The following is a 14,028-nucleotide window of genomic DNA, read 5'->3' as shown; positions in this document are numbered from 1 at the left end:
TAACCTGGCAATCATGAGTGAGTGCCCGCACGTTCTCGACCTGCCGCGCCCCGAGCCCGCACAGTTGAGCGACACTTGTCGCGAATGTCTGGCGGACGGCACGCACCCGGTTCAGCTGCGACTCTGTCTGACATGCGGACACGTCGGATGCTGCGACTCCTCGGCCAGCCGGCACGCCACCCGGCACTCCGAAGGGTCGGGACATCCTGTGATGCGGACCCTGGAGCCCGGGGAGAGCTGGCGGTGGTGTTTCACGGACGGTTCGATCGTCTGACGCCTGGGTACGTCAACCCTCCACCAGTTCTTCTCAATTGGGCCCGCACACCACTAGCCACTGTGCGTACCCATGTGCTTACCATGAGTGACAGCGTCGGGTAGGGGTCCCGGCGACACGGCACCATGGATCGCGATAGCGTCGCCAGTCCAGGTACTGGCTGCGCACCGACGCGCAGCACTCGGCTCCGGGACCGTCCTCCCGGGGCCTCGATCGACCTTGTGCCACCTTGGAGGTGAGGGTGTCCCAGATCGCAGGCGAGCCCGGGACTCAGGACTTCGTGGAAGTCCGGCTGCCCGCTGCGGGTGCCTACCTTTCCGTGCTGCGTACGGCCACAGCCGGCCTCGCGGCGCGCTTGGACTTCACCCTCGACGAGATCGAGGACCTGCGCATCGCGGTCGACGAGGCCTGCGCGATCCTCCTGCAGCAGGCCGTTCCGGGGTCCGTCCTCAGCTGTGTGTTCCGGCTCGTCGACGATTCCCTGGAGGTCACGGTCTCGGCCCCCACGACCGACGGCCGCGCACCGGAGCGCGACACCTTCGCCTGGACGGTGCTCTCGGCACTGGCGGGGAAGGTCGACTCCTCCGTCGCGGACGACCGAACGGTCTCCATCAGCCTGTACAAACAGCGCGGCGCGGGGCCCGGGCCGGCGTGAGGAACGGGGACGGTCCGGTGCGGGACGAGGAGCGCGTTCCCGGAGTGCCGAACGGTGGGCGTGCGGCTCCGGCCGATCCGGTGTACGCACCGGCGGGCATCCCGGAGCAGCAGGCCAGGCCGCACCCGGCGGTGGATGGACGTGACGGCCTTACGGCCGCGGCGGAGCAGGCGCAGGCGCAGGCAGAGCGGGCGGCCCATATGAGCGAGCAGCACGAGCACCACTCCAAGAATCATGGGCACCACGATCCGAACGACCGGAGCGAGGCGCGGTCGATGTTCATCGAGCTGCGCAAACTTCCGGAGGGGTCGCCCGAGCGCGCCGAGCTGCGGAACAAACTGGTCCGGATGCATCTGCCGCTGGTCGAGCATCTGGCACGGCGGTTCCGCAACCGCGGTGAACCGCTGGACGATCTGACGCAGGTCGCGACGATCGGGCTGATCAAGTCGGTGGACCGGTTCGACCCGGAGCGGGGTGTCGAGTTCTCGACGTACGCGACGCCCACGGTCGTCGGCGAGATCAAGCGTCACTTCCGCGACAAGGGCTGGGCGGTCCGGGTGCCGCGGCGGCTGCAGGAACTGCGGCTCGCGCTCACGACGGCGACGGCGGAGCTCTCCCAGCAGCACGGCCGCTCGCCGACGGTGCACGAGCTGGCCGAGCGCCTCGGGATCTCCGAGGAGGAGGTCCTGGAGGGCCTGGAGTCGGCCAACGCGTACTCGACCCTCTCCCTGGACGTCCCCGACACGGACGACGAGTCCCCGGCGGTCGCGGACACGCTGGGCGCGGAGGACGAGGCGCTCGAGGGCGTCGAGTACCGGGAGTCACTGAAGCCACTGCTCGAGGACCTGCCGCCGCGGGAGAAGCGGATCCTGCTGCTTCGCTTCTTCGGGAACATGACGCAGTCGCAGATCGCGCAGGAGGTCGGCATCTCGCAGATGCATGTGTCGCGTCTCTTGGCGCGGACGTTGGCGCAGCTGCGGGAGAAGCTGCTGGTCGAGGAGTAACGGGGCGCGTGCGCGGGCGGTTCGGGTGTGGTTGTCGTGGTGGGCGGTGCCGTGTTGTTGGCCGGTGTGTCCGTCCTCAATCGCCGGACGGGCTTACGTGTACGGGGTCGGCCGGTACCGGGTGGTGGCCGGTGTGTCCGTCCTCAAGTGCCGGACGGGCTGGGTTGTCGGGGTCGGCCCGGACCGGGTCGTGGGCGTTGGGGGCCGTTCCGGGGCTCGCATCCGGGACGGCATGATTTACGGCGCGCCGACCGGCACCTCAATGACCACGTCCGCGCCGCGCCACAAATCACGCTTTAGTGTCCCGGACACGACCCCTCCACGGCCCCCCTCGGGGCGGGAGGTGGTGGGCCGATCGCCGTGTGTCGGGTGAACCATCCACCGGGGCCGCGGTCGGCAACGCGCCAGGGGCGGGGCCGTGCAGGGTCGGCCCCGCAGGGGACGGCGGAACTACTGGCTGCCTGCGAGGTGGGCGGTAACCCGCCGTCCCCGAGGAGTCGAGCCCGGAGGGGCCCCGCCCCACCACCCACCGACAGCAGCCGCATTGAGCCCGTTGGGGGTCCCCCCGGACGAAGTCTGGGGGAGATTGAGGACGGACACCCCGGCCGCAGTCACGGCACAGGCCAACCCCGACCACCTGAGCCTGTCCGGCGCTTGAGGACGGACACCCCGGCCGCAGTCACGGTCCCGGCCAACCCCGACAACCACACCCGCACCGCCCGCGCAGCGGACCCGTACCGGTCAACCAGGACAACCGCCGGAGGCTACCCGCGGCGGATGCCCAGGGCCTCCGTCGTCGCCGGGTTGAAGAGGAGGACCAGGCCGGTCACCGCCACCGCCGCGAGGGCGATCCCCGCGGGGATCAGCGCGCCCGAGGAGCGCAGGAGGGTCCACGCGACCGGGAGGGCCATGAGCTGGGTGATGATCGCCGGGCCGCGGCTCCAGCCACGGCGGAGAATCAGCCCCCGCGCGGCCAGCAGCGGAATGATGCCGAGGGCGATCAGGGTGGCGCCGCCCGTTTCGGCCTGGGAGGTGCTGTCGGGATCGCCCGTGAGTCCGGTCACCAGCATGTAGATGCCCCCCACGATGAGGGCCAGGGCCTCGAGACCGCAGACGGCCGCCGCGGCGTTCGGACGGGTCGGGCGGGCCCCGGAGGCCGGGGTGGGGGTCGGGTCGGGAGTCTGCTCAGCACTGCTCACCCATGCAGGGTAGCCGTCGGCACCAGAGGCGCAGGGCCCGGTCAGGGGCGGACGCCAGACTGGGCCGGGCTGGGCCCGGTACCACCCGGTAGGTACTCTGGCGGCCATGCGCGCACTCCTCGTGGTCAACCCGGCAGCAACCACCACCAGTGCCCGCACCCGTGACGTTCTGATCCACGCGCTCGCCAGCGAGATGAAGCTGGAGGCCGTGACCACGGAGTACCGCGGCCACGCCCGTGACCTCGGCCGTCGCGCGGCCGAGTCCGACGACATAGACCTGGTCGTCGCCCTCGGCGGCGACGGCACCGTCAACGAGGTCGTGAACGGCCTGCTGCACGCGGGACCCGACCCGGACGCCCTCCCGCGTCTCGCGGTCGTCCCCGGCGGCTCCACCAATGTCTTCGCCCGCGCGCTCGGCCTCCCGAACGACGCCGTCGAGGCGACCGGCGCGATCCTGGACGCACTCAGCCTCCGCAGTGAGCGGACCGTCGGCCTGGGGCGGGCGTCCGGCACGCCGGGTACGGACGACGAGGGAGTGCCGGCCCGCTGGTTCACTTTCTGTGCCGGATTCGGCTTCGACGCCGGGGTGGTCGGCCGGGTCGAACAGCAGCGGGAACGCGGCAGGCGATCGACGCACGCGCTCTACGTACGTCAGGCGGCCCGCCAGTTCTTCGGCGACCCCTACCGCCGGCGCGGCGCGATCACGCTGGAGCGGCCGGGTGCGGCACCGGTCGAGGACCTGGTGCTGTCCATAGTCTGCAACACCTCCCCCTGGACCTACCTGGGCAATCGTCCGGTGTACGCGTCCCCAGAGGCCTCCTTCGACAAGGCCTTGGACGTTCTGGCACTGAGCCGTCTTTCGCCCCCGGCGCTGGCCCGCTACGCGACCCAGTTGCTCACTTCGACCCCCGAGCGGGGTCCGCGGGGCAAGCACGCCGTCACGCTCCACGACCTGACGGACTTCACCTTGCATTCGAAGGCTCCGCTCCCCTTCCAGATGGACGGAGACCACCTCGGCCTGCGTACCAGCGTGACGTTCACAGGCGTACGCCGTGCACTGCGTGTGATTGTGTGAGTAGAAGGGGCCAAAGTCCTTCCACTCGAACGTTTAGGCGCGGGTCCACCCCATGGAAGTACGGCTGTGATCTAGTCGACACCAAGGAATCAAAAAAAACTTTCCGGAAGGGGTTGTATCCGCAGCCGAGGTTTGCGAATCTCTACGTGGCGCTCGGGACGGCCCGCAAGACCGGCCTCTCTGAAAGCCAGAACCCCTCCTCAACCCAGGACCGCAACCAGTTCATCTGGGCGTCGGCCCTTCCCTTGCGGGGGGATTCGTGAAAGCGTTCACATTCACAAGCAACCTGCACGTAATACCAAGAGAGGTAGCAGCCATGGACTGGCGTCACAACGCCGTTTGCCGCGAGGAAGACCCCGAGCTGTTCTTCCCCATCGGCAACACCGGTCCTGCGCTGCTGCAGATCGAGGAAGCCAAGGCCGTCTGCCGCCGCTGCCCCGTCATGGAGCAGTGCCTGCAGTGGGCGCTCGAGTCCGGCCAGGACTCCGGCGTCTGGGGTGGCCTCAGCGAGGACGAGCGCCGCGCTATGAAGCGCCGCGCCGCTCGTAACCGGGCGCGCAACGTCAGCGCCTGATACCACCTGGAGCCTGAGCCCGGCGGCCCGCGTACGGCGAGTACGCATTCACCGCCCCCGAGCCGCAGCGCGCAGCAGTAACTCAAAGTGTTCGAGCCCCGGACCGTGTCGAAACGGTCCGGGGCTCGCTGCTGCATTGCCCGCCCACCGACCGCTTCGGGGTCTACTTGCGGCTCCGAACGGGGATGTCGAGGACCACCCGCGTGCCGCGCTCCGGAGCAGGCTGCATGTCGAAGGAACCTCCCAGCTCGCCTTCCACCAGGGTCCTGACGATCTGCAGACCCAGATTGCCTGCCCGCTGCGGATCGAAGCCCTCGGGCAGGCCGCGGCCGTCGTCCTGGACGGTGATCAGCAGGCGCTCGTCGGCCCCTCCTGCCTCCTCCCGCTGCGCGGGGGTGACCCTGATGCGCTTGGCCGCGACCTCGACCGTGCCGTGCTCACCCGGTGCGAAGGCGTGCTCGAGGGCGTTCTGCAGCACCTCGGTGAGGACCATGGAGAGCGGGGTCGCGACCTCGGCGTCGAGGATTCCGCAGCGGCCGGTGCGGCGGCAGACGACCTTGCCCGGGGAGATCTCGGCCACCATCGCGACGACACGGTCGGCGATCTCGTCGAACTCGACGCGCTCGTCCAGGTTCTGGGACAGCGTCTCATGGACGATCGCGATGGAGCCGACGCGGCGCACGGCCTCGTTGAGCGCCTCCCGGCCGCGCACCGAGTCCATCCGGCGAGCCTGGAGCCGGAGCAGCGCGGCGACCGTCTGGAGATTGTTCTTCACCCGGTGGTGGATCTCCCGGATGGTCGCGTCCTTGGTGATCAACTCGCGTTCACGCCGGCGGAGTTCGGTGACGTCGCGCAGGAGCACGAGGGAGCCGATCCGGGGGCCCTTGGGCTTGAGCGGGATGGCGCGCAGCTGGATGACGCCGCCGTTCCCCTCGACCTCGGCCTCGCGGGGCGCGTATCCGCTGGCGAGCTTGACCAGCGCCTCGTCCACAGGGCCGCGGGACGGGGCGAGTTCGGCGGTGATCTGGCCGAGGTGCTGCCCGACCAGATCGGCGGCGAGGCCGAGGCGGTGGTACGCGGAAAGGGCGTTCGGGGACGCGTACTGCACGACGCCGTCGGCGTCGAGACGGATCAGTCCGTCGCCGGCTCGCGGTGAGGCGTCCATGTCGACCTGCTGGCCGGGGAACGGGAACGCACCGGCGGCGATCATCTGCGCGAGATCCGACGCGGACTGCAGATAAGTGAGTTCAAGGCGGCTCGGGGTCCGCACGGTCAGCAGATTGGTGTTGCGGGCGATCACTCCGAGTACGCGGCCCTCACGGCGGACGGGGATCGACTCGACCCGTACCGGCACCTCCTCGCGCCACTCCGGGTCGCCCTCACGCACGATCCGTCCCTCGTCGAGGGCGGCGTCGAGAAGCGGACGGCGGCCGCGGGGAACCAAATGGCCGACCATGTCGTCCTGATAGGAGGTGGGACCGGTGTTCGGCCGCATCTGTGCCACGGAGACATAGCGCGTGCCGTCGAGGGTGGGTACCCACAGGACGAGATCGGCGAAGGAGAGGTCGGAGAGCAGCTGCCACTCCGAGACCAGCAGATGCAGCCACTCGAGGTCGGACTCACTGAGGGCGGTGTGCTGGCGTACGAGGTCGTTCATGGAGGGCACGCTGTGAGCGTACCTTCGGTATGAACCTGACGGGACGGGGCTCCGTGGTGGAGGATGAGCCCGGAACCGGCTCGAACGTGTCGATGGACAGATCGGAATGGTCTAGTCCAGAATGATTTTGACAGTAGCCGATTTTGGCAGGACCATCCGGAGGACTCCTATCCGGACCCCAATACCTCCACCCTCCCCGCACAGGAGGGTGGACCGAGGCACCCGGCGCTCTCTGCCCTGACTGCGCCGCTGCCTCCCACGGCCGCGCGGGCCGCACACCCGTCGGCCGAGCAACTCCGGGCTGCGGTGCCGGACGGGCTGAGGGTCCCGTCCCGGCGCCGCGGCCCGCGGGTGTTTCCAGGGGCATGCCGGAGAGCGGGGTCAGCGCGTCTCCGTCACTTTCGCCAGGGCCCGCGGGGCGTCCGGGTCCTGACCGCGGGCGATCGTGACCTCGTAGGCCAGCATCTGGAGCGGAAGGATCTCCAGAATGGGCTGGACCTCTTCCGCGACGCCTTCCGTCGGAAGCGCGAAGCCCGCGGACGCCGCTTCGACCTGACCCTTCGGGCCGACCACACAGAGGTCGGCCCCGCGTCCGCGGAGCCGGTCGAGTACGGGCTGGAGTGCCTCGCCGCCGCGGCCGTCCGTGACCACCGCGATCACCGGGGAGATGTTGTCGACCATGGCCAGCGGTCCGTGCAGCAGATCGGCACCGGAGTAGGCGAGAGCGGGGATGTAGCTCGTCTCCATCAGTTTGAGGGCCGCCTCCTTGGCGGTCGGGTGCCCGTAGCCCCTCGACGTGATGACCATGCGCTCGGCGAAGCGGTACCGGGAGGCCAGCGCCCTCACCTCGTCCTGGCGCGCCAGGATCTGTTCCGCGAGGCGGGGCAGGACCCGCGCCGCCGAACCGTCCTCGCCCCGCAGCCCCTCGACGAAGAGATACAAGGCGAGCAGGGACGCGGTGTACGTCTTGGTGGCGGGGAGCGCCTTCTCCGGTCCCGCCTGGATGTCGATGTGGAACTCGGAGACCGCGGCGAGCGGCGAGTCCGGGTTGTTCGTCACCGCGAGGGTGATCGCCCCCGCTTCCCGGGCGGCCTTCGTGGAGGCCACGAGATCGGGCGAGCCGCCGGACTGGCTGACGGTGACGACGAGGACATCGGTGAGGTCGGGCTTCGCGCCGTATGCCGTCGTGGTGGACATGGACGTGAGACCACAGGGCAGACCGAGCCGGATCTCCAGCAGGTACTTGGCGTAAAGGGCGGCGTTGTCGGACGTACCACGCGCTGTGAGGAGCACGAAGCGGGGGGCGCGCTCGGCGATCGCGGCGGCGACCTCGCGGATCCTCGGGGCCCCCTGGTCGAGAATCCGCCGCAGGACGGCGGGCTGCTCCGCCATCTCGCCGGACATGATCCGTCCCCGCTGCTCGTCGTACTCGTCGTGCCCGGCGGACGTCGTGGCGGACATGCTGAGTGCCTCCCAAACGCGTGACGGCCTGGCGTCGGCGCCAGGCCCAGTCGACCACGGGGCAGCACACCCCCGCCAGCCGGGATTCACCGTGGCGCCACCCCGTTCTGCTAGATTGGTCTATACCACATTTCGTCGACCGATCGGCAGGCCCAGCGTGGAAGTTGTCATCGTCCCGGACGCCAAGGCCGGCGGAGAGCTCATCGCCCAGGGCATCACGGACCTGCTCCGCCGCAAGCCCGACGCGCTGCTCGGAGTGGCCACCGGATCGACCCCGCTGCCGGTCTACGAGGCCCTGACGGCGAAGGTGCGGGCGGGCGAGGTGGACGCGTCGCGCGCGCGGATAGCGCAGCTGGACGAGTACGTGGGACTGCCCGCCGGGCACCCCGAGTCGTACCGCTCGGTCGTGCTGCGCGAGGTCGTCGAGCCGCTCGGGCTGAGCGCGGACGCCTTCCTGGGCCCCGACGGATCGGCGCACGACGTGCAGAGCGCGTGCGAGGCGTACGACGCGGCGCTGGCCACGGCGGGCGGGGTGGACCTGCAGCTGCTCGGGGTCGGGACGGACGGGCACATCGGGTTCAACGAACCGTGCTCGTCGCTCGCCTCGCGCACGCGGATCAAGACGCTGACGGAGCAGACCCGGGCGGACAACGCGCGCTTCTTCGGGGGCGACATCGAGCAGGTGCCGCACCACGTGATCACGCAGGGGATCGGGACGATTCTGGAGGCGCGGCACCTGGTGCTGCTGGCGACGGGCGAGGGGAAGGCGGAGGCGGTGGCCGCGACCGTGGAGGGGCCGGTTGCCGCGGTGTGCCCCGCGTCGGCGCTCCAGCTGCATCCGCACGCGACGGTGGTCGTGGACGAGGCGGCGGCCTCGAAGCTCAAGCTTGCGGACTACTTCAGGCACACGTACGCGAACAAGCCGGGGTGGCAGGGGCTGTAAGAGCGCCCGGCGGCGCGGGGCCGGGCTGCCCGGCCCCGTGTCGCCGACGGGTTCGCACCCGCCCGGCCGCCCCGGGGCCGGTCACACCCGTCCCGGCCGGAGCGCGTACGAACGGCCTGCCGGGGAGCCCGACCCCGCCGAAGCGCCAAGAGACCGCAGGACCGTCGGCGCCCCGGCCGCTCAACCGGCGCTCCCACGCGCCCGAACCAGCGGAACACGAGGTCCCGAACGGCCCCCGGGGCCGCACCCCGGTTGTCGCACCCGTCCGGCCGGACAGGCGGGGCCTCGCCTACCCGGGCGAACGGCCGCAGATGACCTCGGCCGCAGCCACCCCGCACACCCGGGCCGCGCCCAGCGTCGCCACGTGGAGGGCGCCGCGCGGTGGGGCCTGGTCGAGGCCCATCTCCACCACGATCGTGTCGGGTCGGGCCGCGAGGAGCGCGTCCAGGGCCTCGGCCATCCACGCATGGCGGTGGACGTCACGGACGACCGCGACCAGGGGGCGGGAGCCTGCCGCGCGGAGGATGTCGTCGGCCGGCGAGGCGTCCGTGTATGTGCCTGTCTCCGTGCCCGGGAGCAGCCGGGCCAGCTCCGCCGCGACACCCCACGGCGTCTCGTCACCGACGGCGATGTTCGCGACAGCGGTGAACGCGGCGACGTACGGCGCCGAGGTCAGCGGCGCGAAGGGCCGCTCCCCCGGTGTGACACGCACGGCGCGCCGCGCGGCGATCAGACCGATCTCGGTGCCGGGCGCGGTCCCCTCCTGTGAAGCCGCGCCCGGCTCCGATGCCGCCCCCCTGGCCCTGGCCCCCCTGGTCCAGTCCGCGAGCGCGCGCACGCGCGCGGCCGCGTCGGCCAGTCGTTCCTCGGGCAGCTCGCCCTTGTGCACCGCGGCGACCAGCGCGTCGCGGAGCCGCAGCACGGTGTCCTCGTCGGCCAGGCCGCCGCCGACACAGATCGCGTCGGCACCGGCGGCGATCGCGAGGACACTGCCGCGCTCGATTCCGTACGTCGCGGCGATGGCCTGCATCTCCATGCCGTCCGTGACGATCAGGCCGTCGAAGCCCAGCTCCTGGCGCAGCAGACCGGTGAGGATCTGCGGGCTCAGGGTCGCCGGGCGGTCCGGGTCGAGCGCGGGTAGCAGGATATGCGCGCTCATGACCGACTTGGAACCCGTTGCGATCGCCGAGTGAAAAGGCAGCAGCTCACGGGCATGCAACGTGTCCAACTCCACATCGATCCGTGGCAGGGCATGGTGCGAATCGACAGCGGTGTCGCCATGTCCCGGGAAGTGCTTGGTACATGCAGCCACACCTGCGGACTGCAGCCCCTCGACATACGCCGCGGTGTGCCGGGCGACCAGCTGCGGGTCGGAGCCGAAGGAACGAACCCCGATGACCGGATTGTTCGGATTTGAATTGACGTCGGCGGAGGGGGCCCAGTTCAGGTCCACTCCGCACGCGGCGAGCCGCCTCCCGAGCTCCGCCGCAACGGCCCGCGTCAGCTCGGCGTCGTCCACGGACCCGAGGGCGTGGTTGCCGGGGAAGGAGGAGCCGGTACGGACCTCCAGGCGGGTGACGTCCCCGCCCTCCTCGTCGACGGCCACGAGCACGTCGTCCCGTTCGGCACGCAACTGGGACGTGAGCGATGCCAGTTGACCGGGCGAGGAGATGTTGCGGCCGAACAGGCCCACGGACGAGAGCCCTTCGCCGATGCGGCGCAGCAGCCAGTCGGGCGCGGTGGTGCCGACGAAGCCGGGCTGGAGAACGGCGAGTGCGTCACGCGTGAGCGTGTCGGTGCGGTGTGCGAGTGTCGTCATGGGGCGGCGTCATCCCTTCACTGCGCCGGCCGTCAGACCTGCGGCCATCTTGCGCTGGACGAGGAGGAAGAGGATCACGATGGGGACGGCCATCATCGTGGCGCCGGCCATCATTGGTGCGTATTCGGTGCCGTGCTTGGTGGTGAAGTTGCCGAGCCACACGGTGGCGGTCTGGTTCTGCTGGCTCATCAGCATGAGTGCGTACAGGTACTCGTTCCACGCCTGGATGAATCCGTACACGGACGTCGCCACCATGCCCGGGGCGAGCAGCGGGAAGACCACACGCATGAAGGCGCCGGTGCGGGTGCAGCCGTCGACCATCGCCGCCTCCTCCAGCTCGCGGGGGATGTTGACGATGAATCCGCGCAGCGTCCACACCGTGAAGGGCAGGATGAAGGTCAGGTACGTGATGATCAGGCCGGTGAGCCTGTCGTACTGGCCGAGGTCGTTCAGCAGCAGGAACACCGGGATGATCATGGCGACCAGCGGGACCATCTGGACGGCCAGGATGCCCACGATCACGAGCTTCCGGCCGCGGAAGGCGAAACGGGAGATGGCGAGCGCGGCCAGCATGCCGACCACGATGCCGATGACGACCACGACGAGGGAGACGACGAGGCTGCGCCCCACCGGGCCCCAGAAGTCGGCGACGTCGAAGGCGCGGGAGAAGTTCTCCAGGGTGAACGTCCTGGGGAAGAAGTGCGGGTCCGGGTCGATGGCGTCCTTGGCCGGCTTGAAGGCCGTGTTGAGCATCCAGTAGACGGGGAAGCCCGCCGTGACGAACACCAGCAGGCCGAGCAGGTTCCAGCCCGCCCTGCTCCTCCTGGGCCCGACCGGACGGCGTCCGACGCCTTGCGTCACAGCGCTCACTCGACTTCTCCGATCTTGAGCATCTGGCGCATGTAGACCGCGACCACGCCGAGCAGCAGGAGCACGGTGACAAGGGCGATGGCCGAGCCGCCGCCGTAGTCGTTGACCACGAAGGCCTTGTCGTACGAGTACGTCGTCAGCAGCTGGAACTCCGCCTCGGGATGCCCGTTCCGCATGACGAAGACCTGCGGGAAGACCCCCATGTCCCAGATCACCGAGAGCGTCGCGAGCATCACGATGAGGGGCTTGAGGATCGGCAGCGTCACGTAGCGGAAGACCCCCCACGCGCCGGCACCGTCGAGGCGGGCGGCCTCCTCGAGCTCCTTGGGCACCTGGGTGAGTCCGGCACTGAGCGTGATCACCACGAAGGGCACGGCGCCCCAGACGACCAGCAGCATGATGACGGCGAGGCCCTGCGGACCGCTGGCGAACCAGTTGTGCCCGGTCGTGTCGACCCCGGGCAGCCGGCTGAACAGCCAGTTCAGCACGCCGTAGTCGGTGTCGAAGAGCCACTTGAAGATGGCGGTGGCGACGATGATCGGCATGCCCCAGCTCGCCACCAGCGCGATGTTGACAAGGGTCTTCACCCAGCCGGAGACGCGCTGCAGCAGCAGGGCGATCAGCATGCCGAGGACCATCGTGAGGACGACGGCGCCGCCCGCGAAGATCACCGTCCTGACGACGACGGACCAGAACTCACCGTCGCCGAGGATCTTGGTGAAGTTGGCGAAGCCGACCGACTCCGGCTCCTGGAAGCCCCACAGCTGCGACTGTCCGAACTTCTGGAAGGAGAGGGTGACCAGCCGGACCAGCGGATAGCCGAGGACCAGCAGCAGGATGAGCAGGCAGGGCGCGAGAAGCGCCCAGGGCAGTCCCGCCCCGCCGCCCGTGCGCCGCTGCTTTCCCGGCTTTCCGGCTCCCCGGGTCCCGGCCCCGGCGTCCGGGGCCGGGACTTTCGACGGCCGCGTCGGCGGCACCTTGGCAGTGGTTGTCTCTGCGGCACTCATCGGGCGCTCCTCAGCGGTCCCTCTCCTGGTACGGGAGCAGGGCCCCGTCGTCGCCCGACGGGGCCCTGCGGAAGGTCACTTGGTGTTGATGACCTTGTCGATCGCGGCGTCCGCGGCCTTCGCGGCCTCCTCGACCGACTTCTTGCCGGTGCCGATCTCCTGGAGCATCGTCTTGAGGGTCTGGGCCTTCTCGACCTGGCCCCAGCCCGGTGCCATGGGCACGAACCAGTTCGACTCGGCCGCGGTGGCCGGGACGACCGTCTTCGGGTCGTTCTTCAGGGTCGCCAGGTCGGTCTTGTTGTTGGGCAGGTTGCCCTTGGCGAGCAGACCCTTCTGGCCCTGGGCGCCGGTGAAGGCGTTGATCCATTCGGCCGCGACGCCCTGCGCACGGGACTTGACCGGCACGGCCAGGTCGGAGCCGCCGAGGAAGACGGGCATGTTCTTGCCGGACGGTCCGGGCATCACGAAGTTCTCGAGGTTGCCCTTGAGCTTGCCGGTCTTGTCGTTCTTCGGGTCCTCCGCGGTGGCGCCCTCCCAGGCCGCGCCGAAGATCATGCCGGCGTTGCCCTGGCCGTAGACGATGTAGCGGTCCGACTCGTCCTTGGTCTTGTCGGCCTTCATGTACGAGTCGAGGACCTTCTTGTACTCGTTCAGGCCCTTGACGGACTCGGGCGAGGAGAGGGCGGCCTTCCACTGGTCGCCCTCCTTCTTGGCGATGGCGCCGCCCGCGTCGTACACGAACGACATCGCGGCGTACCAGTCCGGCGAAGGCTGGTACCAGGCGCTGAACTTGCCGCCCTTCTTCTTCTGGATCCTGTCCAGGGCCGCGGTCAGCTCGGCGTAGGTCTTCGGAGGGGCCTTCACGCCGGCCTCGGCGGCGACGTCCTTGCGCCAGTTGCCCACGCGGCCACCGGCGTAGTAGGGGACACCGTAGGTCCTGCCCTCGTACGTGACGGACTCCTTGAGGCCGTCCAGCCAGGCGTCGGACTGCTCGAACTGCTTCGGGTCGACCTCGGCGAAGGCGCCCTTGACCATGTAGCCGAGCATCTCGGTGTTGCCCATCTCGACGACGTCGGGGGCCTTGTCCGTGGCGAGGACGGCGTCGAGCTTGGCGTTCTTGTCCGGCCAGCCGTAGTACTCGTGCTTGATCTTGATGCCGGGGTGCTTCTTGACGACGGCGTCGTCGGCCGCCTTGACCAGCTCGGGCCAGTTGTTCTGGGCGTCGACCGTCAGCCAGACGGTGAGCTCCTTGGCGTCAGCACCGGCCTTGTCCCCGCCCTTGTCGCTGTCGGTGCCGCATGCGGCAATGCCGACCACCATGCCCGCGACGCCGATCGCCGCGATGAGCTTGCGCTTCACGCCACCCTCCTCAGGGATGCTGCAACCCCCCGCCCACCGCAAGGACATACGGAGACCTACGCCGAGTACTGCTCGTGGGGCTGGGACCCGGTCTCAAATGGTTTAGACCAGTAACCGGGAGCTTGGCCTAG

13 protein-coding genes are annotated in these 14,028 nt (G+C 69.8%); 6 read left to right on the top strand and 7 right to left on the bottom strand.

The features are described from left to right. The first annotated feature begins 13 nt into the window (after positions 1 to 13). The 3 genes from ACFU5O_RS28610 (at position 14) to ACFU5O_RS28600 (ending at position 1,933) form a co-directional block, all read left to right on the top strand. A complete protein-coding gene (locus ACFU5O_RS28610; RefSeq protein ID WP_384244905.1) occupies positions 14 to 274 on the top strand; it encodes a UBP-type zinc finger domain-containing protein in 261 nt (86 codons plus the stop codon). 241 nt (positions 275 to 515) lie between these two features. Then, complete coding sequence (locus ACFU5O_RS28605; RefSeq protein ID WP_018845530.1) at positions 516 to 929, top strand: anti-sigma regulatory factor; 414 nt, start codon at positions 516 to 518, stop codon at positions 927 to 929. Then, positions 818 to 1,933: an RNA polymerase sigma factor SigF gene (locus tag ACFU5O_RS28600; RefSeq protein WP_384245011.1), complete on the top strand. Its 1,116-nt coding sequence runs from the start codon at positions 818 to 820 to the stop codon at positions 1,931 to 1,933. Before ACFU5O_RS28605 ends, ACFU5O_RS28600 begins: the two co-directional genes overlap by 112 nt. 764 nt (positions 1,934 to 2,697) lie before the next feature. On the opposite strand, the gene ACFU5O_RS28595 is transcribed toward ACFU5O_RS28600, so the two are convergent. Continuing rightward, positions 2,698 to 3,132: a hypothetical protein gene (locus ACFU5O_RS28595; protein WP_384244903.1), complete on the bottom strand. Its 435-nt coding sequence runs from the start codon at positions 3,130 to 3,132 to the stop codon at positions 2,698 to 2,700. A 106-nt stretch (positions 3,133 to 3,238) separates the two neighbouring features. On the opposite strand from ACFU5O_RS28595, the gene ACFU5O_RS28590 reads away from it, so the two are divergent. Then, the gene (locus ACFU5O_RS28590; RefSeq protein WP_384244902.1) at positions 3,239 to 4,207 is read left to right on the top strand and encodes a diacylglycerol/lipid kinase family protein; all 969 of its coding nucleotides are present in this window, start codon (positions 3,239 to 3,241) and stop codon (positions 4,205 to 4,207) included. A 316-nt stretch (positions 4,208 to 4,523) separates the two neighbouring features. Next, positions 4,524 to 4,781 carry a WhiB family transcriptional regulator gene (locus ACFU5O_RS28585; protein WP_168437786.1) on the top strand — a complete coding sequence of 86 codons (258 nt, stop codon included), beginning with the start codon at positions 4,524 to 4,526 and terminating at the stop codon, positions 4,779 to 4,781. Between the two features lie 163 nt (positions 4,782 to 4,944). On the opposite strand, the gene ACFU5O_RS28580 is transcribed toward ACFU5O_RS28585, so the two are convergent. Then, positions 4,945 to 6,438, bottom strand: a complete 1,494-nt coding sequence (locus tag ACFU5O_RS28580; RefSeq protein ID WP_384245010.1) for a PAS domain-containing sensor histidine kinase — start codon at positions 6,436 to 6,438, stop codon at positions 4,945 to 4,947. A 381-nt stretch (positions 6,439 to 6,819) separates the two neighbouring features. Beyond that, positions 6,820 to 7,899, bottom strand: coding sequence for an SIS domain-containing protein (locus ACFU5O_RS28575; protein ID WP_384244901.1), 1,080 nt, complete (start codon positions 7,897 to 7,899; stop codon positions 6,820 to 6,822). Between the two features lie 157 nt (positions 7,900 to 8,056). Between ACFU5O_RS28575 and nagB the strand changes: the two genes are divergently transcribed. After that, positions 8,057 to 8,842, top strand: coding sequence for a glucosamine-6-phosphate deaminase (gene nagB, locus ACFU5O_RS28570; RefSeq protein ID WP_384244899.1), 786 nt, complete (start codon positions 8,057 to 8,059; stop codon positions 8,840 to 8,842). Positions 8,843 to 9,131: 289 nt separating this feature from the next. On the opposite strand, the gene ACFU5O_RS28565 is transcribed toward nagB, so the two are convergent. The 4 genes from ACFU5O_RS28565 to ACFU5O_RS28550 form a co-directional block, all read right to left on the bottom strand. Then, positions 9,132 to 10,661 carry a glycoside hydrolase family 3 protein gene (locus tag ACFU5O_RS28565; RefSeq protein WP_384244898.1) on the bottom strand — a complete coding sequence of 510 codons (1,530 nt, stop codon included), beginning with the start codon at positions 10,659 to 10,661 and terminating at the stop codon, positions 9,132 to 9,134. 9 nt (positions 10,662 to 10,670) lie between these two features. Further along, positions 10,671 to 11,531, bottom strand: a complete 861-nt coding sequence (locus ACFU5O_RS28560) for a carbohydrate ABC transporter permease (protein ID WP_384244896.1) — start codon at positions 11,529 to 11,531, stop codon at positions 10,671 to 10,673. Beyond that, positions 11,528 to 12,538, bottom strand: coding sequence for a carbohydrate ABC transporter permease (locus ACFU5O_RS28555; RefSeq protein ID WP_384244894.1), 1,011 nt, complete (start codon positions 12,536 to 12,538; stop codon positions 11,528 to 11,530). The genes ACFU5O_RS28560 and ACFU5O_RS28555 overlap by 4 nt, the downstream gene beginning before the upstream one ends. A gap of 75 nt (positions 12,539 to 12,613) precedes the next feature. Next, a complete protein-coding gene (locus ACFU5O_RS28550; protein ID WP_384244892.1) occupies positions 12,614 to 13,897 on the bottom strand; it encodes an extracellular solute-binding protein in 1,284 nt (427 codons plus the stop codon). Positions 13,898 to 14,028 lie beyond the last annotated feature (131 nt).

The organism is Streptomyces sp. NPDC057445 (assembly GCF_042802855.1).
Taxonomy (GTDB): Bacteria; Actinomycetota; Actinomycetes; order Streptomycetales; family Streptomycetaceae; genus Streptomyces.
This window is presented reverse-complemented; position numbering and strand designations above follow the sequence as displayed.